This is a genomic window from Ruegeria sp. CH2, from assembly GCF_056537065.1.
Window position 1 is genome coordinate 1 of sequence record NZ_JBQFQV010000012.1, and the last position, 23,030, is coordinate 23,030.

Here is a 23,030-nt window from a genome sequence, read left to right on the forward strand (position 1 = left end):
CCGCGAAGGCGGCCGCACCGTCGGCGCCGGCGTCGTGTCGAAGATCGTAGAATAATCCGTAGGCCAGGCTTCAGCCCGGCACATCGGTGAAACAAAGAAGGCCGCTCCATAAAGGGGCGGCCTTTTTTGTAAGTTATTGTATCGAAGGCCTTCGACCGACTCGTAGGCCGGGCTTCAGCCCGGCGCGTCTGTGACCCTAATGAAGGCCGCAACAAGAACATCAAGGCGGGGTGTGTCCCGCCCGATGAGTTCAACGAAATTCAGTTTTGCGGATAAAGCCAACTATGCAGTCGCGAGTTGGCAGATCAGCCCAACCCGCCTTCAGCTGCGGCCCGTACGGCCCGAATATTCTCACCGTAAACCTCGGGCCGATCAACTGATCCGCCTTTGAACACGGCAGACCCGGCCACCAGCACATCAGCCCCCGCTGCGGCAACAAGGGGCGCTGTCTGGGGATCAACACCGCCGTCGATCTCGATATGCACGGGGCGGTCACCAATCATCTGGCGCAATTTGCGGATCTTGCCAGTCATGTCGATGAACTTCTGGCCGCCAAAGCCGGGGTTCACGGTCATGACGCAGACCAGATCGGTGAGGTCCAGCAGATGTTCGACCGCCTCAGCCGGGGTGCCCGGGTTCAGGGCCACGCCTGCCTTCATGCCCGCGGCGCGGATCGCCTGCAGCGTGCGGTGGGTGTGGGCCCCTGCCTCGACATGCGCGGTCAGAATGTCGGCGCCTGCATCAGCGTAGGCCTGGATGTATGGATCGACCGGCGTGATCATCAGGTGCACGTCCATGACCGTCTTTACATGCGGGCGGAACGCTTTGACGGCTGGCGGGCCAAAGGTCAGGTTCGGGACGAAATGGCCATCCATTACGTCAACATGGACCCAATCCGCGCCCTGCGCTTCGATGGCCTGAATTTCTTGCCCGAAATTGGCAAAGTCGGCGGACAGAATGGACGGCGCGATCTTGATGGTGCGGTCAAAGCTCATATTGGCCTCGTATCAGCTGAAGAGTCGCGGATGCGTATACCCGTGAGGCGGGGCGATGGATACCCCCCGCACGTGTCGTGCCGTTACAAAACTTTCACTACGCTGACACATATCCGTTGAACGGCATCTGTAGCAGTCCGCCAACATGAATTGGGGGTGGCACGTGCTGCGTATCAAGAAACTGACCAAACGCTTTGGTGACAATGTTGCCGTTAATGCCGCGGCGCTGGATGTGGACAAGCCATGCATGATCGGGATCATCGGACGGTCGGGCGCGGGCAAGTCCACCCTGCTGCGGATGATTAACCGCCTGACGGATGCCAGCGAAGGCGAAATCCTGTTTGAAGGCCGGGACATCACCCAACTGAAAGGCCGTGACAAACGCGCCTGGCAGGCCGATTGTGCGATGATTTTCCAACAGTTCAACCTGGTGCCGCGCATGGATGTGGTTTCGAACGTGCTGCATGGCACGCTCAACCGTCATTCCACGCTGGCCGCTATGTTCAACCTGTTCCCGATGGATGAAATTCACCGTGCCATCGACATCCTGGACCGGTTGGGGATTGCGGAACACGCTCCGAAACGGGCCGAGGCCTTGTCGGGCGGCCAGCAACAGCGCGTGGCGATTGCGCGGGCTCTGATGCAGGACCCGAGGATTATTCTGGCGGATGAACCAATTGCCTCGCTGGACCCGATGAACGCACAGGTTGTGATGCAGGCGCTGCGCCGCATCCATGAAGAAGATGGCCGTACCGTCATCGCCAACCTGCACACGCTGGACACTGCACGTCGCTATTGCGACCGCGTGGTTGGGATGCGCGACGGGCGCATCGTGTTCGACGGGCTGCCCGAGCAACTGACCACGGGCGTCGCCCGCGAAATCTATGGTGCCGGTGCCAGCTTCTCGGAAGAAGCGACATCAACGGAAATCGAAACGCTCGACGCCACGCAAAAGGCGCTGATGGAAGCAGAGGCAACCATCTGAGCGGTCCCAACACCTTTCATCGCCCGGCCCGATGAGAGGCCGGGGTTATCAAACTGGAGAGAGACAGATGAAAAAACTGATTGCTGCCTTGGTCGCAACCACAACACTGGCCGCACCGGTCATGGCCGAAGAAATCAGCGAATTCCGCATCGGCATTCTAGGTGGCGAGAACGCTCAGGACCGGATGAGCAAAAACGAGTGTCTGCGCGAATACACCGAAGAACTGTTGGGCGTTCCGACCAAATTGTTTGCCCCTGCCGACTATAACGGAGTGATTCAGGGGCTGCTGGGCGGCACGATTGATGTCGCCTGGCTGGGTGCGTCGGGCTATGCCAAAACCTATCTGAGCGACCCCGAAGCGGTTGAGCCGGTACTGGTTAAGGTGAACACCGATGGCGGTTACGGCTATTACTCGGTTGGTTTTGCACGCAAGGACAGCGGCATCACCTCGCTTGAGGACATGAAGGGCAAGGTTTTTGGCTTTGGTGACCCGAATTCGACCTCGGGTTATCTGATCCCGTCGATCGAGATTCCCCAGGCCACCGGAGCAACCATGGAATCGGGTGACTATTTTGCTGAGGTGAAATTCACCGGCGGTCACGAGCAGACAATTGTCGCGGTGAACAACGGTGACGTTGATGGCGGTGTGACCTGGGCTGATGGTCTTGGCGAGTGGGAAGACGGCTATCAGTCGGGCGCGCTGCGCCGTGCTGTGGATGCTGGTCTGGTCGACATGAACGATCTGGTCGAGATCTGGAAATCGGCACCGATCCCGGAAGGTCCGGTTGTACTGCGCAAGGCTCTGCCCGAGGATGTCAAAGCTCAGGTCACCGAATTGTGGAACACGCTGGATGAAAAAGACCGCGAATGCTTCTATGGTGTGGCCGCGGGTGAGGCCAAGAGCTTTGATCCAATTACGCATGAGGCCTACGAGGTCATCATCGAAGCGCGCAAGCTGAAGTCCAACTAAAACTGCATATCCAATGATCGGGGTCTGGTGATGTACCAGACCCCGTTTTCCCTTCAGGAGCATTCCATGACAGACCTTACCGCAGGGTCCTTATCCGTCGATCAGATCCGCAACGACTATACAGCGATGACACGACGCAAGCGGGTCTATGGCGGCATTCTCCTGATCCTGTTCCTGTCGTTGATGGCAGCAGGGTTTCGCACAGCCGACAACCGGAATGCCGGCAGCTTTGTCGATGGCTGGCACCGTATTCTTGACTACCCCACAGAGGTTCTGTCCGAGGCGTGGGAAAAGATTGCTGAAATGCCAGCCAATTTGGTCTCGTTCTTCCCGGCTCTGATCGAGACAATCAACATCGCGGCGGCGGCGACGCTTGTTGGCACAATTGTCGGGACGTTTTTCGCCCTGATGTCGACACGCGGCATGGCGCTGTGGCCGTCATTTATCCCGCTGTTTCGCCGAATATCAGACATCTGCCGCGCCATTCCCGAGATTGTAATTGCTTTGGTTCTGATCTTCATTCTGGGCGGTGGCCCGGTTCCCGCGATGATCGCCATCGCGATTCACACTGCTGGCGCATTGGGCAAACTGTTTTCGGAGGTGAACGAGAACGCCTCGCTGAAACCGGTGGACGGGCTGCATTCCGTCGGTGCCAACTGGTCACAGCGGATGTATCTGGGGGTGATCCCGCAGGTCGGGCCAAACTATGTCAGCTACGCGCTGCTGCGGTTCGAAATCAACATCCGTGCCTCGGCCATTCTTGGATTTGTTGGGGCGGGCGGTTTGGGTTACGAGCTGCGCAATGCCATGTCCTGGGGGCAGGGGCGTTATGACGAAGCCGCAGCCATCTTCATTCTTCTGTTCGTTACAATCGTGGTCGTCGACCAGCTGTCAGGCTACCTGCGCGACCGCCTGACCCACGGCTCGGAAAAAGGAGCTTTGGCATGAGCACCTTCGCAACCAATCTGACTGTTGATGACCTCAAAGCCGAAGCAGATCGCTTGTTCAACCGCAAGAGGTTGGTGAACTTCGGGTTGCCTGCTCTGGTTTTCGTCTATCTGGTCTATGTCTTCTTTGCTTTTGACGTGTCGGGCCTTGTGGGGCGCGCAAACTGGGCAAATGGCAAGACGCTGGTGGCTGACAGCTATAGCTACAAAACGCATATCGCCCGGGATAATCGCACCGGTGAAGTCTCTGCCGCCATCGAGGGTGAGCGCAAGGGGGCATATCCTGAAGGGCAGGCCCCCGAGTGGGTGGCACTGGGCGAGACAACTGTGATCGACCTTGAAAAGGGCCATGTCGTGCGTTTCGGTGCGCAGACGGTGGAATATGACATTCCCGGCTATGGCACCATTCGCGCAACACCCACGCGTTCGGCCGGTGTACAGGCGGAGTTGCCGGAGGGTGAGGTTCCGGAGTGGATCAACGTTTCTAAAAACCGGCTGTCTGTGACCACGGACGCAGGTCGTTTGACTGTCACCCGCAACCGGTCCGAGGTGTTTCGCTATTTCACAGGTTGGGAATTGTTCTGGTTCACGCTGGACAGCCCTTATTTCGGCAAGTCCTTCCCGGAACTGGCCGGACTGGCGGCGTCGGGCGAGGCGGGTGCGATCTTTAATGATTTCTGGACCAACAAGATGTGGCGCCATCAGGATGTGGCGTGGGCCATCTTCGAGACGATGCTGATGGCATTTCTGGGCACGTTTGGCGCGGCGATTGTGGCCCTGCCATTGGCCTTCCTTGCGACGCGCAATTTCAACCGGATGACATCCATCCGCTTTGCGATACGGCGTGTATTCGATTTTGTGCGCGGCGTAGACGCGTTGATCTGGACTGTGGTTCTGGCCCGCGCCTTTGGCCCCGGCCCGTTGACCGGTGGGCTTGCCATTCTGGTGACGGACACCGGGACATTCGGCAAGATATTCTCGGAAGCGTTGGAAAACGTGGATCAGAAGCAGATCGAAGGTGTGCAGTCCACGGGTGCGAACGCCCCGCAACGGTATCGGTTCGGCGTTATCCCTCAGGTCACGCCTGTTTTGCTGAGCCAGCTTTTGTACTTTCTCGAATCCAACACCCGCAGTGCGACGGTGATCGGTGCAATCACGGGGGGCGGTATTGGCTTGCTGCTGACGCAAGCAATCATCACGCAGAAAGACTGGGAAGAGGTCGCCTACTACATCATCCTGATCATTCTGATGGTGATGCTGATGGATTGGTTTTCGGGCTGGCTGCGCCGCCGTCTGATCCAGGGCGAGTCGGGTAAAAAGCGCAGGCCGCGCACACCCGATCCCAAACCGTTCCTGTTGCCCTGAACCGGGATTGGAAGGACAAGAAAACAGCGCGGTTCAGTGCGGCGCAACCGTTTGAAAAAGTGTCACAGAGCTTTTGCACGACCGTTCATCCGATTGCCGGATAACGTCGGCCCAAAGGCAGTTTATCCGGATTTCGCGCCACGCCCAACGGGATGAGACCTCCGGCAGGAGGTCGAGATCGAGCGGCAGGGATAGTGGTTTACTCTTCGTTCAGCGTCAGCGTGACACGCTCACCAGCAAAGACGGTTCGGCCATATTCGACGGGTGCGCCGTCCGGGTCCGCGTTGACACCGACCGAAAACAGCACCGGAGCACCTTCGGTCAGTTGCAGATGAAGGGCTTGCGTTGCTGTCGCGCCGCGCGCGGTCAATCGGGTCGAGATGCGGGTGTAATCCGCGATGCCGCAACGTTGCAGGGCTTTTGTTACTGACTGGGTCTCGGTCAGCGCCTGTAACAGGTTTGGAAAGCGTTCTGCCGGGAAGACACTTTGAAAAACGGCTATGGGCTGCCCATCCGCCAGCGATAACCCGTCATAGACATGCACCGGGTTCCCTTTGCTCAGACCCAGTGCTTCGGCCTCGGCTTCATCTGCCGCCCGTGTGGTCAGGGCCAGGATTTTCTTTCCCGGTATCTTGCCGCTGGCCGAGACGTTCTTGTGATATCGAACCCTTTTGCCAATCGGATAGTCGGTTGGCCGCGCCGCCACAAAAACGCCCGCACCGCGCCGGGCATGAACCAGACCTTGTTCCGACATGTCAGCCAACGCGCGCCGCACCGTGTGGCGGTTGACACCGTATTTGGCGGCCAGCTGAGCTTCGGTCGGCAGGCGGTCACTGGTTTGATACCGCCCTTCGGCAATGTCCGAGGTCAGGCGCAGGGCGATGCTTTTCCAGATCGGCGTTTTGCTCATGTCACCAAATCTTCACACAGTTGGAGATTGCGTGTTGCGCACACGCGGGTTAATATTTGTCTAGTTGTATAGTTTAGATAGACAACCCGGCCAAGAGGCTTTGATGACAGATCAGACAGAATTCGCGATCGGGGCGCGCAGGGATTGGATGGGTTTGCTGGCCCGTGCACCTGACGACACCCTGATGACCTTGTGGGACGGGATTGAGACCCGCCCGAGCTTTGACTGGCTGCGCCGCCCCGAGGTCGGGAGCGTGATGGTGCGTGGTCGCACCGGCGGCACCGGAGCACCGTTCAATCTGGGCGAAATGACGGTCACGCGCTGTTCTGTGGTGTTGCAGGATGGAACGGTTGGTCACGGTTATGTTCAGGGTAGATCGAAACCCAAGGCCGAAGCCGCAGCATTGATTGATGCGATGATGCAGACCGGGGCAGCGGATGAGGTGCAGGCGCGGCTGCTCGACCCGCTTCAGCAGCAAATGCAGGCGGTCAAAAGCACTCGCGCGGCCAAGGCAGCGGCCACCAAGGTTGAGTTTTTCACGCTTGTTCGGGGGGAAGATTGATGGCCGCGCAAACACAGTTTTCCGGGGGCTTTGAAAACGCACCTGTCGATGCTGCACATGCGTTCCGCGCTGCGATGACCGTCATGGCATGCCCGGGCGACATACGTGTGCTATCGGGCGGCGAACCTCCAGCGCCCCTGTCCGTGGCGGCCGGTACACTGCTGCTGACGCTGTGCGACCCCGAGACCAGGGTTCACCTGGCCGGAGGCACCGATACCGCCGCAATCCGCAATTGGCTGACATTCCACACGGGCGCCCCGCTCGTATCCGCAGCAAAGGCTGATTTTGCCGTTGGCACGTGGGAGGCATTGGGACCGCTTAACGCCTATCGCATCGGAACGCCGGAATACCCGGATCGTTCTGCGACCCTGATTGTGGAATGCGACCGGCTAGAGCAGAGCGGTGCCGTTCTGAGCGGCCCCGGCATCAAAAAGACCGCGCGCCTGTCTCTGCCGGATATTCCGGCGCTTCAGGGGAACGCGATGCTCTACCCTCTGGGGTGCGATTTCTTCTTTACCTGCGGCAACAGGGTTGCGGCCCTGCCACGCAGCACGCAGATCACGTCGGAGGCGTAAGCGATGTATGTTGCTGTCAAAGGGGGTGAAAAAGCTATCGAGAACGCCCATGCCTGGTTGGCCGAAGAACGCCGGGGCGCGACCGATGTGGCAGAACTGAGCCTTGCACAGATCCGCGAACAGTTAAGCCTTGCAGTGAACCGGGTCATGGCGGAAGGCTCGCTTTATGACCCCGACCTGGCTGCGCTGGCGATAAAGCAGGCGCGGGGCGACCTGATCGAGGCGATCTTTCTGATCCGCGCCTATCGCACCACGCTGCCGCGTTTTGGCCATTCAAATCCGGTCGAAACAGGTGAGATGGCCTGCGACCGCCGGATATCGGCCACGTTCAAGGATGCGCCCGGTGGGCAGGTTCTGGGGCCAACGTTCGACTATACGCATCGTTTGCTGGATTTCAAACTGGCCGCGGATGGTGATGTCCCGAAAGTTCCGGAAGGTTCAGCGCGGCAGGAACCGACGCCGCATATCACTGAATTCCTGAAAGACGAGGGCCTCATTCAGGACGAGCCGGCAAGTGATGACACCCCCGGCGACCTGACGCGCGAACCGATGGAATTCCCCGCCAATCGCCCGTTGCGCCTGCAATCGCTGACACGCGGGGATGAGGGTTTCGTGCTGGGCATGGCATATTCCACCCAGCGCGGTTACGCACGCAACCACGCGTTTGTGGGTGAATTGCGGATCGGCAAGGTTGCTGTTGAAATGGACATCCCCGAGTTGGGGTTTGCCATAGATATCGGCGAGGTCGAACTGACCGAGTGTGAGACGGTGAACCAGTTCAAGGGTTCAAAAACCGAGCCGCCTCAGTTCACGCGCGGTTATGGTCTGGTCTTTGGTCAATCCGAACGAAAAGCCATCGCGATGGCCTTGGTTGATCGCGCGCTGCGGTGGAAGGAACTGGGCGAAGACAATCTGGGCGCGCCTGCGCAGGATGAAGAATTTGTTCTGAGCCACGCGGACAACATTCAGGCGACCGGTTTTCTCGAACACATCAAGCTGCCGCATTACGTGGATTTCCAGTCCGAGCTTGAACTGGTCCGCAAACTGCGCCGCGAGGCTGACGCGCGGATCACGTCAAAGGAGGCTGCGGAATGAAGGCTGTCGTTTTTGATATCGGCAACGTTTTGATCCAGTGGGATCCGCATTTGGCATGGCTGGATGAGATGGGTAGCCGCGAGGCGGTGGCAGAGTTTCTCACTCGTATCGATTTCCCCGAACGTAATCTGCGGGCCGATGGCGGTGAGGATTTCGCTGATCTGGCTGCTGAACTGGAAGATGCTGACGACCAGCGACGTCTGAGTTCTTATGTTGAGCGCTATGCCATGACCGTCCCACACAAGATCGAGGGAACTTGGCGATTGCTCCATCGTTTGAAAGAACAGGGCACCCCGGTTCATGCGATCACCAACTGGTCAGCGGAAACATGGCCCGTTGGTGTTGGTGTGCATCCTGAGCTGGGCGAGGTCTTTGGCGTGACCGTAGTGTCAGGTCAGGAAAAGCTTTTGAAACCGCAGCCCGAGATTTTCCGTCGGATGTGCGACCGGGCCGATCTTTCCCCTCAGAACTGTATCTTTGTCGATGATAGCCCAAGAAACGTGGATGGAGCCCGCGCCGTTGGCATGGACGCCATACATTTTACCAGCCCTCAGGCCTTTGAAGTAGCCTTAACTGCGCGGGGACTGCTATGAGCGCGTACAACTTTGCATATTTGGACGAACAAACCAAACGGATGATCCGCAGGGCCATCCTGAAGGGCCTGGCTATTCCAGGGTATCAGGTGCCCTTTGCCAGCCGTGAAATGCCGATGCCTTATGGCTGGGGCACCGGAGGGGTGCAGGTCTCGTCCGCGACGCTGACGCCTGAGGATACGCTCAAGGTCATCGATCAGGGTGCGGATGACACGACCAACGCAGTGTCGATCCGCAAGTTCTTTGAAAAGACCGCAGGTGTGGAGACGACCGAGGAAACCGAGAAGGCGACGGTGATCCAGACCCGCCACCGCATCCCCGAGGCGAAGCTGCGCGAAGATCAGATTATCGTTTATCAGGTGCCGATTCCGGAACCTCTGCGCTTCCTCGAGCCGCGTGAGACCGAGACACGCAAGATGCACAGCCTTGAAGAATATGGGCTGATGCATGTGAAGCTATATGAGGATATCAGCCAGCACGGGGCGATCTCGACCGCTTACGCCTATCCGGTGAAAGTGTCTGGCCGCTATGTGATGGACCCGTCCCCGATCCCGAAATTCGACAACCCGAAGCTTGAAATGGATGCAATCCAGCTGTTCGGTGCCGGGCGCGAGCAGCGCATCTACGCAGTGCCGCCACATACCAGGGTCGTGAGCCTTGATTTCGAGGATTACCCGTTCGAAGCCACCAAGGCCGATCATCCCTGTGACCTGTGCGGAGCCGAGGATAGCTATCTGGATGAAGTCATCATGGATGATGCGGGCAACCGAATGTTTGTCTGTTCGGATACCGATTATTGCCGGTCGCGCCGCGAAGCGGGCCATATGGGCCGACTGGCCGAGGAGAACGCGGCATGACCCCCCTGTTGCAAGTCAAGGGCATCGAAAAGCTCTATGGTGCGCGGATCGGATGCGCGGATGTTACTTTTGATCTCTACCCCGGTGAGGTGATGGGGATCGTGGGCGAAAGCGGGTCGGGCAAGTCGACCCTGCTGAATTGTCTGGCCGGTCATCTGGTGCCCGATGCAGGGCAGGTGATCTTTGACACGCGCGCGAACGGGCCGGTGGACACGGTAACCATGTCTGAGCCCGAACGCCGGATGTTGAGCCGTACCGACTGGGCCTTTGTGCATCAGCATGCACGTGACGGGCTGCGGATGTCAGTTAGTGCCGGAGGCAATATTGGTGAACGGCTTATGGCCGTGGGCGAGCGCCACTATGGTGACATCCGAGACAAGGCCATTGACTGGCTGGGCCGGGTCGAGATCGAGGCGGCCCGCGTTGATGACCGGCCCACCGCGTTTTCGGGCGGGATGCAGCAACGTTTGCAGATCGCCCGTAATCTGGTGACTGGCCCGCGACTGGTGTTCATGGACGAACCGACCGGGGGGCTGGATGTCTCGGTTCAGGCGCGATTACTGGACCTCTTGCGCGGCTTGGTGCGTGAAATGGGGCTGAGCGCGATCATCGTGACCCATGATCTTGCTGTGGTGCGTCTGTTGGCCGACCGGTTGATGGTGATGAAGGATGGTCATGTGGTTGAGGCCGGGCTGACCGATCAGGTGCTGGATGATCCCCAACACGCCTATACGCAACTGCTAGTGTCCAGCGTTCTGCAGGTTTGAGTATTTGGGAAAAGGTGAAGCAATGATTGAACTGATCAATGTGAGCAAAAGCTTTACCCTGCACAATCAGGGCGGTGCTGTTATCCCGGTGATGGAAGGCGCGTCGTTGAGGGTTGAACCGGGTGAGTGCGTTGCTTTGACCGGGGCGTCTGGCGCGGGCAAGTCCACGCTGATGCGCGTAATTTATGGCAACTACCTGGCGGCCTCTGGTCAGGTGCTGGTTGGAGGTCTGGACGTGGCAAAAGCCGAGCCGCGCCAGATCTTGACCCTCCGCCGGGAAACGCTGGGCTATGTCAGTCAATTCTTGCGGGTCGTGCCGCGGGTGCCGACACTGGACGTTGTGGCAGAGCCTTTGCTGGCCGTGGGTTGCGACAGGACAGAGGCGCTGGAGAAATCCGCCGAGTTACTGAAGCGGCTGAACATTCCTGAGCGCTTGTGGACCCTGAGCCCTACAACCTTTTCGGGCGGCGAACAGCAGCGGGTGAACATTGCGCGTGGCTTTGCGCATGACTACCCGGCGATGTTGCTGGACGAACCGACGGCAAGTCTGGATGCGCAGAACCGCGAAACCGTGTTGTCGCTGATTGAAGAGGCAAAAGGACGTGGCGCGGCGATTGTCGGGATATTCCACGACCTCGATGCCCGTGAGCGCGTCTGTGACCGCGAAGTCAATGTCGCTGACTTCACGCCGGGACTGGCGGCATGACACTTGCCCCTGTCATAGCGATTGTTGGCCCCTCGGGCGTTGGCAAAGACAGCGTCATGGAAGCGTTGGAGGCACAGGTGCCTGGCGTCCGGCGGGTGCGAAGGGTGATCACCCGCCCCGCAGGCGAAGAAGGCGAGGATTTTGACCGGGTTTCGGTTGCAGAATTCCAGCAGATGGAACAGGCAGGCGCTTTTGCCCTCAGCTGGCCTGCGCACGGACTGTTCTACGGTATCCCGGACGAGATTTTGCGACAGCGTCAGGGGGCGATTGCGGTTCTGGTCAATCTTTCCCGCGGGATTCTTTTGCAGGCGCAGAAGGTGTTTGGAGATCTGATTGTGATCTCTCTGACGGCAGATGTCGGAGTTTTGGCGCGGCGCCTGTCCGCTCGGGGACGGGAAAGCGCAGACGAGCAGGCGCGGCGGTTGTGTCGCGCCAAAGTGGCGTTGCCGGATGGTCTGAACCGGGTCATCCAAATTGACAATTCCGGCGCGCTGGAAGACACGGTTGCCGAAATCCTGCGCCGCCTTCAACCGGAAAGCGCGTAGCGATGGATCAGGTGAAACCGCCCTTCTTCCGCCTCGCCCATCAGGGCAAGATCAGTGATCTGGAAAGGTTGCGGCAGCAAGGGGCTCAGATGGGTGTGCAGTGCTTCTTGGGTTGCCCTGAGGGTTGGTTTGTCCAGTTTACCGCTGAGCGTGATGTGAAATCGAAACGCGTCCAGCACGTAGGGATAGCCCCATTGGGTCAGATTAGCGTCCTGCTCGGGGGTCAGTCCCGCGGCGCGGCGGCGCGTCAGTTCGGCCTGAGTGGCAGGTGCGCGAAACCGGTCGAGATCGCGAACACAGGCCGCTGCCAGCGCATTCAGCTCCTGCGTTTCACCCAGCGGGCGCAGCGCCAGAAACCGGCCAAGGCGGGCAATTTCCAGGCCGTCGAGAGTGACGGGCTGCTGGCGCGCAGCCAGCGCAATGCACGCCTGGTGCAATGCGTCAAAGGACAGGCCATCGCGCAACCGGAACGGCGGTTTCAGGGTCGCGTGCAGTCCGTATTTGCGCGGCACCTCAGTGACGGAGGCAATGTCGATGCCACCCATGATCGGATGCGCGACCTGCGTTCCTTTTGCCATGTCCCAGCCCAGCCAACTGGTCGCAAATTTCGTCCAGGCCGCCCCGGCGGGTGGCGCAAAATAGATCGCGTATCGCGTGAATGTCACATTGGCCTCCTATTAAGTGGCCTTCCAATACCTCAGATTGCGTGAAGTTCAGATGACAGAAGACTTGATCCTTGCCAATGCCACGCTTGTGCTGCCGAATGAAACCGTCACCGGCTGTGTTCGAATTGTGGGTGACACCATCATCGAAATTGATACCGGGCGTGCAGTTCCTGCAGGTGCTACAGATTGCGAAGGCGACTATGTCAGCCCCGGTCTTGTCGAGTTGCACACGGATAATCTTGAACGCCATATTCAGCCGCGCCCCAATGTGCATTGGCCCCATGCCGCCGCCATTCTGGCCCATGACGCGGAACTGGCCAGCGTGGGGATCACAAGTGTGTTCGATGCGATGCGGGTAGGTTCAATCCCCTCCGGTGCAGGACGGTACGGAAAATATGCCCGCGGCCTGTCGCGGGAGTTGTGGGATCTGCGCGAGCAGGATGCGCTCAAGATCAGCCATTTCCTGCATTTGCGGGCAGAGGTGTGTTCCGAGACACTGATCGAAGAACTGGACGAGTTTGGACCCGAGGACAGGGTTGGCCTTGTGTCCATCATGGATCACACCCCCGGCCAGCGTCAGTTTCGCGACATGGGCAAGCTGGAATCCTTTCTGAAGGGCAAATATGCCATGGACGATGATACGTTCTTTCAGCATGTGGCTCAGCTGAAAAGCCTACGGGACCGCAACGGTGATGTGCACGAGGTCGAAACCGTCAAGGCCGCGCGCCGATTTGGGGCCGTGCTTGCCAGTCATGACGATACGACCGAAGATCAGGTGAAGATCTCGGCAGGTCACGGCATTCGGCTGGCTGAGTTCCCCACAACGGTGGAAGCTGCGCGAGCGTGTCATGATCACGGTATCAAGGTCATGATGGGCGCGCCAAACGTTGTTCGCGGTGGCTCTCATTCCGGTAATGTTGCGGCCAGCGAATTGGCCGAGCTTGGGCACCTGGACGTGATATCCTCGGATTACGTGCCGTCGGCCTTGTTATTGTCTGCGGTCATGCTGGGTGAAATGTGGGGCGATATGGCGCGTGGAATGAAGACCGTCACATTGGCCCCGGCGCAGGCCGCCGGGCTTGAGGATCGTGGCGAGTTGCGCGTCAATGCCCGCGCCGATGTTATCCGTTTCCGGATGCGCGCAGGTGTGCCAGCCCTCAACTCGGTTTGGGCGCGAGGTCGCCGTGTGGCGTAATCAGGCCGTATAGAACAGGTAACGGTCCGGTGCGATCGTCTCGGGCCCTTTGATCTGGTTGAAGCCGACAAGGGGCTGGCCGGATATCAACAACCCTCCGGGCCGCATGACCTGCGCGATCAACGGGCTGAGGCGTGCGGCCTCGGCCACATCTTCGTGTTTGATGCCACGTCCGAAATCATAATGCGCCAACGCGATCTTGTGCCCCTCGGCCATCAGTTTCCGCAGCATGGGTTCAGCTTCGCCTTGCAGGAAATCTTCGGCTGGTGGGGTGCTGTCAGGGTGGCATTGCAGCACACGATCCATCACCCAGATCCGTCGGTTCGGCAGGATCTCTCGCAGGTGGTCATAGGTGCGGCCATTGCCTAGCCCCATATCCAGCACATCGCCAGTTTGGTCACTGATCTGTTCGGCTGCCCAGTTCAGCCCGTCACGTTGGGCCGTCAGTCGGCGCAGCATGGAATCCAGTCGGCTCATGACGATGTCCTTATTCGTTCTTCGGTGCGACCCAGAGTGTGGCAGGACCGTCCAGCAGATGTTTCAACAACGCCTCGGTAAAGGCCCAGATGTCCTGATCATGGACCAGGTGATGGGTCAATACTCCAAACGGCTCGGCGTTGTCTGCGCGGCCTTCGCGCCTGTCCCGCAGGAGGTTAACTGTCTGAGCGATCAGGTGGTCCGGAGAGATCAGACCGCGTGAACCCCGCCAGCCAATCGGGTCAAGATGTGTGTTGACCTGCTCAAGCCCCGCAGCCGCCATTTTCGTTCTGCGGGGCGTTGCCGTGGAAAGAATGCGGTATCCCAGTGACGGAAGATGTTCGATGACTTCTGGTGCAATGCGGTTCCACGGAGGGACAAACATCGGCCGCACGGTTTTGCCGAACAAGGCGTCAAGGCGTGACAGTCCTGCCGCGGCATCGGCAACAACCTCGTCCAACGGACGGTTGTGGCGAAACTCGGCTTTCTTCTCACTGGCGGGCGCATGGTTCTTGTGGGACCACCCGTGGACCACAGGGATGAGAGTTTCGCCGCGCGCAACATAGTTAGCCAGCGCAGGGGTTGCCGCGTGGGGAATGACGGCCAGATGTACCGGCAGGCCCAACTGTGCGGCCAGATCGGACAGGTGGTCTAACTGCGATGTCGGAGCGATCGCGTCATCGTCTCGCCACCACAGCGGCAACGACAGGCTCGCTGCATGCCAATGGGTCAGTTCGACCTCAAGTGGGTACCAGTCCGGGTTCATGTACGCCGCTCCAGCAGGTTCTTGGCGATCTCTACGGTTTGGGCCGCGCCATCAAATCCGAAATCCTGCTGTGCTCGGGGTCCATCTGAAATGACGCGCTCTACGGCCTGCGCCAACGCCTGCCCGCTCAGGGTTCGGCTGAGAAGCACCTCGATGGCTGGCAAACTCGACAGGCTTTGCCCACGCAGCCCCTGTTCAACCTCTTTGCCATCATCGAATGGGACAAAAACAGCGGGTGTTCCGCTTTGCAGAATATCCATGGCGGTGTTGTAGCCGCACATGCTGACCGATGCCGCCGCATGGGGCAGCATCTGGCGAAAATCCGGGCGCACGGGTTCCAGAATTGCTGAGGTTCCTTCGACCAGTTGGGACAGCGCGGCTATTCTCGCCTTGGCATCCGTCCCGCCGACCAGCAGGCGCCAACGCCTGTTGGGCATCTGGCGGGCGGCCTCGATGGCCGCGCGAAAGATCGGTTGCCCCACAGAACCGCCGCCGGCACTGACAAGGATTTCGCCCTGCCCAACGGCATCAGGATGCGGTTGAGGCAACTCAGGCGCAACAAAGCCGGTATAATACAACCGTTCCGCCAATCGGTCCGACACCGGCCAACTGACCGAAAGCGGTGTGACACTTTCGGTCGAGTGAACAAGAATGCCGTCATAAAAGCGGGTGACGATATCTTCTGTCCGCTGGGCCTTGGCAGGTTTGGAAGGAGGGGCCAGAATATCCCGGATCGATCCCAGGATGACCGGAGGCCGAGGCAGGGCCCGTGCCGCATTCAGGGCCGCGTCGAATTCCGCCGCCAGAGACCGGCGACCAAAGGGGTAAAGCTCGGTTATCAGAATTTGCGGCTGAAAGCTGTTTACCGCCTGCACGATGGCTGTCACACGTGCGCGCCGATAATCCGCGTCAGCCTCGACGCCGCTTTCAGTCAGAAGCCGGGTGAAATTGGTTCCATCTGATCTGAGCGGCGGCAAACCGAACAGGGTCAGCCCGCTGCTGTCCAGTTGAGGCGCAGGCATTCCGCCCGAAACGACCATGACCTCGTGACCGTCATCCCGAAACGCCCGGCCCAACGTCAGGGCCCGGCTCAGATGTCCTGTTCCCAAAAGGTGCGTGACAACGATCATTACCTTCATGGCAGCGGCCCATGTTTGATCAGGCGAACGGGGTCCGGGTCTGCGGTCATTGTGTCCATATCAACGATATACAGCCGATTGCGCTTGATCTTGAAGGGGGCGGGACCATCAAAATCCCAACCCCACGCCTGGGCGAGAATGACCCGCATGATGCCAATATGGCAGACCGCGACTGTATCCTTTCGCAGTCCGGACACCCAGGGGCGCAGCCTGGTCCAAACCTCGGCAGGGCTTTCACCGTGAGGCGGGCGAAAATCCCAGCTCCAGTCTTCGATATGGCGATACCCGCTGGTTTCATCGGCGATCAGGTCGACGCCTCGAAGCCCCTCCCAGTCGCCCCAATTCATTTCGGTCAGCGCGTCCGAGGTTTTCGGGGCGCGCCCAGACACGATCCGTGCCGTTTCACTGGCGCGCAGCAACGGGCTGGACCAGATATCAGCGGCGGCCCATGGGTCAGGCAAGCGATACCCGGCCAGTTCAGACCGCGCGTCGTCATCCAGTGGAATATCACTGCGCCCCTGAATGCGCCCTGCGCGGTTCCAATGGGTATGCCCGTGGCGAAGCAGTGCAAGACGGGTCATGATACATCCTTCAACAAGGGCCGTAGATGTGCCCACAATCGCTCGGTCGCCTGAGGCATAAGATGACGCCGGGCCACATAGCTGCGCGCATTCGCCCCAAGCGCATGGCGCTGCGCGGTATCCTCCAGCAGGTTTTGCATGTGATCGGCAAGCCCTCTGGCCCCAGCATCAACCGATGAGTAAACAGCAGGTGCCAGCACATCCCGAACGCCGGAGCGGTCCTGTGCGATCACGGGCAGGCCTGTCGCCTGCGCCTCGAGATAGACCATCCCATAGGCTTCGTTCACGCCGGGCCAGACAAGCAGGGATGCGTGTTGGTAGATTTTCTGCAAGGCCGCCCGGTCGAGCTGGCCCAGAAAACGCACCCGGCTTCCGAACGGCACCATCAACGCTTCAACATCCGGCCGCGCCGGACCGTCCCCCGCGATGTTCAGGTTCCAGTCACATGTCAGGTGCGAAAGGGCTTCGGCCAAAATCCGGTAGGACGCCAGCTTGTCCCCATGCCGCATCATTCCGACAGTCAGCATGGGGCCGTCCCCGGTCGTTGCCACAGGCAACACGGTTTCAGGCAGAAATGGCGGCAATTCAACCAGTGCCTGCTTGCCAAAACGGTCCCGTTCCAACGTAATCAGGTCATTGGCTGTGTGGTAGAAAATGATATCCGCTGCATCACACGCCTGATGCGCCGCTTGGGCGAAATCGGCCCACGGCCCGTTCAGCCTGCTTGATGCGCGCGTACTTTCCAATTGCACATACGGAATGCCGCGCGCCTGGCAGATCTTGGGGCCCAGCAGGTCGGGTGCTTTGTAGTAATTGTGATAAGTCACCCAAAGATCAGTATCAAAGGGCAACTCGGCGTTCAGCCGCTGTGCTTCAATCTCAGCCGCGCGAACAAGGGTTCGCTGTAGGTCCCGGTCCCCGTTCTTGTCATAGATGCGCAGGTCCGAGGCCAGTTCGACCTTATCCCCTTGCGCCGCCAAGGCGAGCATCAGGTTTCGCGCCATTTCGCGGTCGCCCGAGGGTTTCTGGCTGCCGGGGGATTTCATTGGCGCATAAAACGCAACCCGCGCCATTACGCGTCTTCCATGCTCAGGGTTTTCAGCCGTGCCGACAGCCGTGCAATACCAGGGTCCATTCGAAAATCTGCAATCAGACGGTCATAGGCTGCACGCGCCATAGTTGCTTCCGTTTCCGGATCAGCGGCCAGAGCTGAAATGGCCGAAGCCAATGCAGCCGGGTCGTCATCAGACAACACGCCATGCGTTCCGGATTGGATGAACTCCGGTATGGCCGAAACCGGTGTCGACAGGATCGGCAATAGCTGCGATGCGGCCTCCATCAACACGTTTGGCAATCCGTCACGATCACCATCCGCAGCAATCCGGCTGGGCAAGACAAACAGGTCGGCCCTGCGCATGGCATCGATCACCTCTGGCTGATCGCACGCTCCCCTCCAGGTGATGCGGTCCGTGATACCAGCAGCGCGCGCCTGCGCCCGTAGCGTGTCCCCAAGACCCCCGCCGCCAATGTGGGTCCAATGCCAGTTCAGGTTTTCCGGCAGCAGTGTGAAGGCCGCAATAAGACGGTCAAAGCCCTTCTTTTCAACCAGTCGTCCAACGGAAATCATGTGAAACGGATCGCCAGCGGCGCGTATCCTGCGTTTTGGCGGTTCGGGGAAGCGCGACAGGTCCAGACCGTGATAGATAAGCTCCACGCGGTTGGGGTCATCAGCTAGGCTGCGCAGGTGTTCCGCGCCGATTGCCGTGCAGGTGGCCCCGAAAGCGGCCCCATACGTTGCGGCCTGCAGCTTTTCACGCTTTTCCCAATCCGGTGAGGTCCAGATGTCCTTGGCATGGGCAGAAAAGCTCCATGGCAGACCGCGCATGATGGCCGCATACCGGGCGACCGACGAGGGGGTGTGCATGAAATGGGCATAGAGCCCCTGCGTCTGGGCGGGTAACTCAGCGGCCAGAACACATGCTTGCCCGAAGCGGCGGATGCGGTTCGGCGTGGGATCGCGGCGCAGGTCGTGCCGCCAGATCTTGTAGGCTTCGGCATAGCCGGGCAGGTCCTGGGCGGCAGCGCGGGCCGCCCACACTCTCTGTGGCTCTTCATGCAGGTATTCCGGCAGATAGCGAACCTGCCCTGCGAAACGGTCGTGCAAAGGGTGACGTTTGGTGTCGGTCGGATGGCGCAGAGACCAGATGTCAAATCGGTGCCCGGCTTCCTGCAAGGCAACAAGTTCCTGCGCGATAAATGTTTCGGACAGTCGCGGCCAGCCTTTGACCACAACCGCCAGATTGGGATAGGCCGAGTTCATCCAGTGGCTCGTTTCTGTTCCCATGTCAGCAGGCTGTCAATGCGGTCGGTGACATAGTCCAAACCGTCCAGTAAACCGCTTTGGATGGCCTGTGACGGCACAGATTGGTGCGGCAGGTTGCGGATGGCACGGATCATTGCGTCGGGTGTCAGGCTGTCGCGTTGTTCGTCCAGCATCTTGACCAGCCCCAGCTCTTCTGCGCGTGAGGCCCGTATCCACTGTTCCAGACGGGGTGTGGTGCGTGGAACGATGACGGCCCGTTTGTCAAAGGACAGGACCTCGCAAAACGTGTTGTAGCCGCCCATGCAGACCACGCCTTCGGCCCCGGCAAACAGCGTTTCGATCTGCGATTCAAATCCAACCGCGGTTACACGACCATTCAATGCGGCAACCCGTGCTTCGAATTCATTCCTCAATTCACCCGACAGGAATGGGCCATAGACCAGCACGGCACGCGGCGACAGGTCTGGGTCTTTCTCGTAGGCGGACAAGACGAGGTTGACCAACGCCTTGCCATCGCCCCCGCCGCCGGGTGTGATCAGGATATAGGGTTGCTGAGGCGGTTCCCCGATCGGGCCGAGGTCGCGGCGCAGATATCCCGTCCAGTGAATGCGGGATCGCGCTGACGCGCTTAGCGGCAAGCCTTGCGTCGGGTCATAGATCGACTGTGATCCATAAACCCAAATCTCATGATAGAACCGCTCGGTCGCTTCGATGGCTTCTTTGCGCGCCCACTCGGCGGCCAGTACTTCGGGTTCGTCCAGCACATCACGCAGACCCAGAACCAGTTTCGTTCCGCAATGGCGTTCAAGGTATTTCAGTGTCGGCACCAGCTCACCCCGGAACCCTGTCGGTTCCTTGTCGACGACCAACACGTCGGGGTCGAATTGCTGAACCGCAGTCTGGATCAATCCCGCGCGCAATTCGGTTACTTCGTCGATCCCCATTCCGATTGTGCGCGCGGCATACGATCCGTCCGCGCGCTTGGTCACACCGGGCAGGCGCACATGGTCAACGCGGCGGGGAAAGGTAAAACGGCCTGCCACGGGCGAACCCGTCAGGATCAGCGCCGAGGCGCTTGGATCCGCCTGCGTGATTGCCGCAGCCAAGGCGCGGGACCGGCGCAAATGCCCCAGACCGAACGTGTCGTGGCTGTAAAACAGGATACGCGGCGCGCGGTCCGGTTTAGAATTGGTTGTGCCAAGGCTCATAGTGTTGCCCGTCTTCTTGATCCCAGAGCGAAATCCGCGCGTTCGCAAGCGTTACTGTATATTTCAATCCCACGCTTGCCAAAGGCGGATTTGCGCACTTGCAAATGTTTCAAGCATTGCGATTTGGCAACAGCGTATTGACTGTTTCGCGACATATCGCACCACCGCCAGACAAGATCGCCTAATGAGAACGATGAAGACAATCGAGGCCGACCAGAAACCTTTGCTTGGTCATATTCAATTATTGAAAGATTGAAAACACCTGCGCTCATCAGAGTGCGCCAAGAACACGTCCAAACACGATATTGAGACGGTTCGATGCGAGTATTTGAACTGCTTGAAACGCTTCTGTAATCTGACCAATATCGGCAAAAACTGGATGCACGACCCAATGCGAAATAACTTTCTGGCCGCATTTTTTTTGGCGTTTTGGGCCATTTTCCTGAGCATTTCCACTGGTGCATTGGCGCAGTCATCCTTGATTCCCGGATATCCTTCAGGGTCGGGCAGTTCGTCCGAGGCCGACAAGGAAAGTGATCTGGCCGCTGCAATCCGCGCGGCCAGCGATGCGGGCGCAAGTGTCATTGTCATCGACAGTGCCGGTCAGGTTGTGACAACGGCAGGCGGAAAGGATGCAGGTTCGGAGGGCGCAGACAGCGATTCGAGCAACCCAATGGGTGACGGTTCGCAACTGATGAAGGCGCAAGAGCGGTTCTCGAAGTTCCGTGAGTCGATGCAATCGAGGCTCGAGGCGCTGCCCTATTCTATTTTTGAAGTACAATACATCCTGCGCCAGACCAGCCCGGATGGCCGAATTCAGACCTATGTCGAGGTGTTGGGTTGGAACATCCTGTTCCTGTTACTTGGGCGGTGGCTGTCGATCGAGATATACGGGAAGCGGTTCGCGCGCCGCTGGGTGGTGGCGCGGATCAAGGACGAACCACAGGGGTATCGGGAAAAGATGCCGTTCCTGCTGTTCCGGTTCCTGATGGGGATTGGAGCCACGGTCTTTGCCATGATCATGGCTTTGATCGTCGGGTATCTGATCTTTGGCGAGGCCGAGGATATCTCGGTCCAGTTCACGATCACGGCAATCTTTACGGCCTTTTTCCTGTCGCGCACGGTGTCGGACCTCTGGCGCATGGTCCTGTCACCTTATCTGAGCCAATATCGATTACCGCCCTTTTCGGACAAGAATGCGCGCAGGCTGTATATTTGGGCGTCCGTGCTGGCGACCTATGACATTTCGGTCGTTCTGTTTTCTACCTGGGTCGCGGATTTTGGACTGAACTACAACGTCTACGCCATGGTGTATGGCGGTCTGACAATGCTGGGCGCGCTGGGCAACATACTGATGATCCTGTTCAACGCCCGTGCAATCTCGAACGCGATCCGGGGTGGGCGGGCATCCGAACAGGTGTCATGGCTGTTGCGGTTCGTGTCTTTTGGCTGGGCACCGGCATTGATTATCTATGTCGTGTTCAGCTGGTTCCGTCTGGCCGTTGATCTGGCGCTGGAGCATCCGACGCCGCTGCCGCTGATTGCAAGCAGCTACATGATCTTCATGTCCGTGGTCGTGGCCTATGGTGCAATGAACTATCTGCTGGAGCGATATTTTGACCGCTCGCGCATGATTAGCGAAATAAACGGGGAAGCCGCCGCAGCGGATGAAGGGGTCGTGGCGACGGAAGTATCCGAGCCCGAACAACCGAAGCAGCATCTTCTGACTTATGAAGACCTGGCCCGCCGGGTAGCCGGGATACTGGCATTCGTGCTCGGGGCTTATGCGCTTGTCGTGATCTGGTACCCGAATGCGGACTGGAGCGAGGACCTGCCCGTTGAACGTGCGCTGGATGTGATGGTTGTCCTGTTCATCGGGTACATCCTGTTTCACTTCTTTCGGATTTGGATCGACAGCAAAATCGCTGAAGAATCCGACGATGGCACCGAGGTTGAACTAGGCGACGAAGGTGGCGAAGGCGGGCAAAGCCGTCTGGCAACGTTGTTGCCGCTTTTCCGGGGCGCAATTCTGGCCGTTGTCGTGGTTACAATCGTTCTGATAGTCCTGATGGAACTGGGTATTAACGTCAGCCCGCTGTTTGCGGGTGCCGGTGTGGTTGGTTTGGCCGTGGGGTTCGGGTCACAAACGCTGGTGCGCGACATTTTTTCCGGCGCATTCTTCTTGTTGGATGATGCGTTCCGGAAAGGAGAATATATCGACATTGGGGATGTGAAAGGCACGGTCGAGAAAATCTCGGTCAGGTCCATGCAACTGCGCCACCATCTGGGTGCGCTGAACACCATTCCCTTTGGTGAGATCAAAGTGCTGACCAACTACTCGCGCGATTGGGTGATTATGAAGCTGCCGCTGCGCGTGACCTATGACACCGATGTCGAGAAGGTCCGCAAACTGATCAAGAAACTGGGACAGGAGTTGTTGACCGATCCTGTAATCGGAGACAATTTCATCCAGCCGCTAAAGTCGCAGGGCGTGATCGAGATGCAGGATTCGGCGATGATTATCCGGGTCAAGTTCATGACGAAACCGGGTGATCAATGGCTGGTACGCAAGAAGGTCTATCAGGACATTCGCGAGCTGTTCGCGCGCGAAGGGATCAAGTTTGCACATCGCGAGGTCACTGTAAGATTGGCGGATGGCAAGGAAGCAGAAGACCTGACACCGAAACAGCGTGAAGCCGTGACGGGGGCTGTTCAGGCCGCGATCGACGAGGATTATCTGGACGATATCGGACCGGGCGGTGACGACCGATAGCAAGGCCTTCCGTCGCTTTGAATCGCGCCTC

General features: G+C 58.9%; 24 protein-coding genes. 14 read left to right on the top strand and 10 right to left on the bottom strand.

Annotated elements, in window-relative coordinates:
- Positions 1-305 precede the first annotated feature (305 nt).
- Complete coding sequence (rpe, locus tag ACR0M9_RS15250; protein WP_209598264.1) at positions 306-995, bottom strand: ribulose-phosphate 3-epimerase; 690 nt, start codon at positions 993-995, stop codon at positions 306-308.
- A gap of 163 nt (positions 996-1,158) precedes the next feature.
- Between rpe and phnC the strand changes: the two genes are divergently transcribed.
- The 4 genes from phnC (at position 1,159) to phnE (ACR0M9_RS15270) (ending at position 5,262) form a co-directional block, all read left to right on the top strand.
- Positions 1,159-1,980, top strand: coding sequence for a phosphonate ABC transporter ATP-binding protein (phnC, locus tag ACR0M9_RS15255; protein WP_480774010.1), 822 nt, complete (start codon positions 1,159-1,161; stop codon positions 1,978-1,980).
- Between the two features lie 67 nt (positions 1,981-2,047).
- Positions 2,048-2,950 (top strand): phosphonate ABC transporter substrate-binding protein, encoded by a 903-nt coding sequence (phnD, locus tag ACR0M9_RS15260; RefSeq protein ID WP_267365714.1) that lies wholly within the window; start codon positions 2,048-2,050, stop codon positions 2,948-2,950.
- 66 nt (positions 2,951-3,016) lie between these two features.
- Positions 3,017-3,898, top strand: a complete 882-nt coding sequence (phnE, locus tag ACR0M9_RS15265) for a phosphonate ABC transporter, permease protein PhnE (protein ID WP_480774011.1) — start codon at positions 3,017-3,019, stop codon at positions 3,896-3,898.
- On the top strand, positions 3,895-5,262 hold the full coding sequence (phnE, locus tag ACR0M9_RS15270; RefSeq protein WP_480774012.1) for a phosphonate ABC transporter, permease protein PhnE: 1,368 nt from the start codon (positions 3,895-3,897) through the stop codon (positions 5,260-5,262). Before phnE (ACR0M9_RS15265) ends, phnE (ACR0M9_RS15270) begins: the two co-directional genes overlap by 4 nt.
- A 199-nt stretch (positions 5,263-5,461) precedes the next feature.
- Here the strand turns inward: phnE (ACR0M9_RS15270) and phnF are convergent, their stop codons facing one another.
- Positions 5,462-6,172, bottom strand: coding sequence for a phosphonate metabolism transcriptional regulator PhnF (phnF, locus tag ACR0M9_RS15275; protein WP_480484067.1), 711 nt, complete (start codon positions 6,170-6,172; stop codon positions 5,462-5,464).
- 103 nt (positions 6,173-6,275) lie between these two features.
- Here phnF and phnG point away from each other — a divergent pair, with 103 nt between their 5' ends.
- The 8 genes from phnG to phnN are packed head-to-tail and all read left to right on the top strand — an operon-like array spanning position 6,276 to position 11,872.
- On the top strand, positions 6,276-6,734 hold the full coding sequence (gene phnG, locus ACR0M9_RS15280; RefSeq protein WP_480484066.1) for a phosphonate C-P lyase system protein PhnG: 459 nt from the start codon (positions 6,276-6,278) through the stop codon (positions 6,732-6,734).
- Positions 6,734-7,309, top strand: coding sequence for a phosphonate C-P lyase system protein PhnH (phnH, locus tag ACR0M9_RS15285; protein ID WP_480488331.1), 576 nt, complete (start codon positions 6,734-6,736; stop codon positions 7,307-7,309). Before phnG ends, phnH begins: the two co-directional genes overlap by 1 nt.
- A gap of 3 nt (positions 7,310-7,312) precedes the next feature.
- Positions 7,313-8,404 carry a carbon-phosphorus lyase complex subunit gene (locus tag ACR0M9_RS15290; protein ID WP_480488329.1) on the top strand — a complete coding sequence of 364 codons (1,092 nt, stop codon included), beginning with the start codon at positions 7,313-7,315 and terminating at the stop codon, positions 8,402-8,404.
- Positions 8,401-8,997 carry an HAD family hydrolase gene (locus tag ACR0M9_RS15295; protein ID WP_480484063.1) on the top strand — a complete coding sequence of 199 codons (597 nt, stop codon included), beginning with the start codon at positions 8,401-8,403 and terminating at the stop codon, positions 8,995-8,997. Before ACR0M9_RS15290 ends, ACR0M9_RS15295 begins: the two co-directional genes overlap by 4 nt.
- Entirely contained in the window at positions 8,994-9,854 is an 861-nt protein-coding gene (locus tag ACR0M9_RS15300; protein ID WP_480774013.1) for an alpha-D-ribose 1-methylphosphonate 5-phosphate C-P-lyase PhnJ, read from the top strand. Before ACR0M9_RS15295 ends, ACR0M9_RS15300 begins: the two co-directional genes overlap by 4 nt.
- A complete protein-coding gene (gene phnK / locus ACR0M9_RS15305) occupies positions 9,851-10,621 on the top strand; it encodes a phosphonate C-P lyase system protein PhnK (RefSeq protein ID WP_480484061.1) in 771 nt (256 codons plus the stop codon). The genes ACR0M9_RS15300 and phnK overlap by 4 nt, the downstream gene beginning before the upstream one ends.
- A 22-nt stretch (positions 10,622-10,643) precedes the next feature.
- Positions 10,644-11,327, top strand: a complete 684-nt coding sequence (gene phnL, locus ACR0M9_RS15310; protein WP_480774014.1) for a phosphonate C-P lyase system protein PhnL — start codon at positions 10,644-10,646, stop codon at positions 11,325-11,327.
- A complete protein-coding gene (gene phnN, locus ACR0M9_RS15315; protein WP_480484059.1) occupies positions 11,324-11,872 on the top strand; it encodes a phosphonate metabolism protein/1,5-bisphosphokinase (PRPP-forming) PhnN in 549 nt (182 codons plus the stop codon). Before phnL ends, phnN begins: the two co-directional genes overlap by 4 nt.
- Here phnN and ACR0M9_RS15320 read toward each other — a convergent pair.
- The gene (locus ACR0M9_RS15320) at positions 11,854-12,537 is read right to left on the bottom strand and encodes a DUF1045 domain-containing protein (RefSeq protein ID WP_480774015.1); all 684 of its coding nucleotides are present in this window, start codon (positions 12,535-12,537) and stop codon (positions 11,854-11,856) included. The two genes, phnN and ACR0M9_RS15320, sit on opposite strands and share 19 nt — an antisense overlap.
- 52 nt (positions 12,538-12,589) lie before the next feature.
- Here ACR0M9_RS15320 and ACR0M9_RS15325 point away from each other — a divergent pair, with 52 nt between their 5' ends.
- Entirely contained in the window at positions 12,590-13,732 is a 1,143-nt protein-coding gene (locus ACR0M9_RS15325) for an alpha-D-ribose 1-methylphosphonate 5-triphosphate diphosphatase (RefSeq protein ID WP_480774016.1), read from the top strand.
- Here the strand turns inward: ACR0M9_RS15325 and ACR0M9_RS15330 are convergent, their stop codons facing one another.
- The 7 genes from ACR0M9_RS15330 to ACR0M9_RS15360 are packed head-to-tail and all read right to left on the bottom strand — an operon-like array spanning position 13,733 to position 20,226.
- Positions 13,733-14,209: a class I SAM-dependent methyltransferase gene (locus ACR0M9_RS15330; protein WP_267365789.1), complete on the bottom strand. Its 477-nt coding sequence runs from the start codon at positions 14,207-14,209 to the stop codon at positions 13,733-13,735. It lies immediately after the preceding gene.
- A 10-nt stretch (positions 14,210-14,219) separates the two neighbouring features.
- Entirely contained in the window at positions 14,220-14,975 is a 756-nt protein-coding gene (locus tag ACR0M9_RS15335; RefSeq protein ID WP_480774017.1) for a polysaccharide deacetylase family protein, read from the bottom strand.
- Positions 14,972-16,114, bottom strand: a complete 1,143-nt coding sequence (locus ACR0M9_RS15340; protein ID WP_480774018.1) for a glycosyltransferase family protein — start codon at positions 16,112-16,114, stop codon at positions 14,972-14,974. The genes ACR0M9_RS15335 and ACR0M9_RS15340 overlap by 4 nt, the downstream gene beginning before the upstream one ends.
- Positions 16,111-16,695, bottom strand: a complete 585-nt coding sequence (locus ACR0M9_RS15345) for a histidine phosphatase family protein (protein ID WP_480774019.1) — start codon at positions 16,693-16,695, stop codon at positions 16,111-16,113. The genes ACR0M9_RS15340 and ACR0M9_RS15345 overlap by 4 nt, the downstream gene beginning before the upstream one ends.
- Positions 16,692-17,768 (bottom strand): glycosyltransferase family 4 protein, encoded by a 1,077-nt coding sequence (locus tag ACR0M9_RS15350; RefSeq protein WP_480774020.1) that lies wholly within the window; start codon positions 17,766-17,768, stop codon positions 16,692-16,694. Before ACR0M9_RS15350 ends, ACR0M9_RS15345 begins: the two co-directional genes overlap by 4 nt.
- A complete protein-coding gene (locus tag ACR0M9_RS15355) occupies positions 17,768-19,015 on the bottom strand; it encodes a glycosyltransferase family 4 protein (protein WP_480774069.1) in 1,248 nt (415 codons plus the stop codon). Before ACR0M9_RS15355 ends, ACR0M9_RS15350 begins: the two co-directional genes overlap by 1 nt.
- Complete coding sequence (locus tag ACR0M9_RS15360; protein ID WP_480774021.1) at positions 19,012-20,226, bottom strand: glycosyltransferase family protein; 1,215 nt, start codon at positions 20,224-20,226, stop codon at positions 19,012-19,014. The genes ACR0M9_RS15355 and ACR0M9_RS15360 overlap by 4 nt, the downstream gene beginning before the upstream one ends.
- 391 nt (positions 20,227-20,617) lie before the next feature.
- Here ACR0M9_RS15360 and ACR0M9_RS15365 point away from each other — a divergent pair, with 391 nt between their 5' ends.
- Entirely contained in the window at positions 20,618-22,999 is a 2,382-nt protein-coding gene (locus tag ACR0M9_RS15365) for a mechanosensitive ion channel domain-containing protein (RefSeq protein ID WP_480774070.1), read from the top strand.
- The last annotated feature ends 31 nt before the right edge of the window (positions 23,000-23,030 follow it).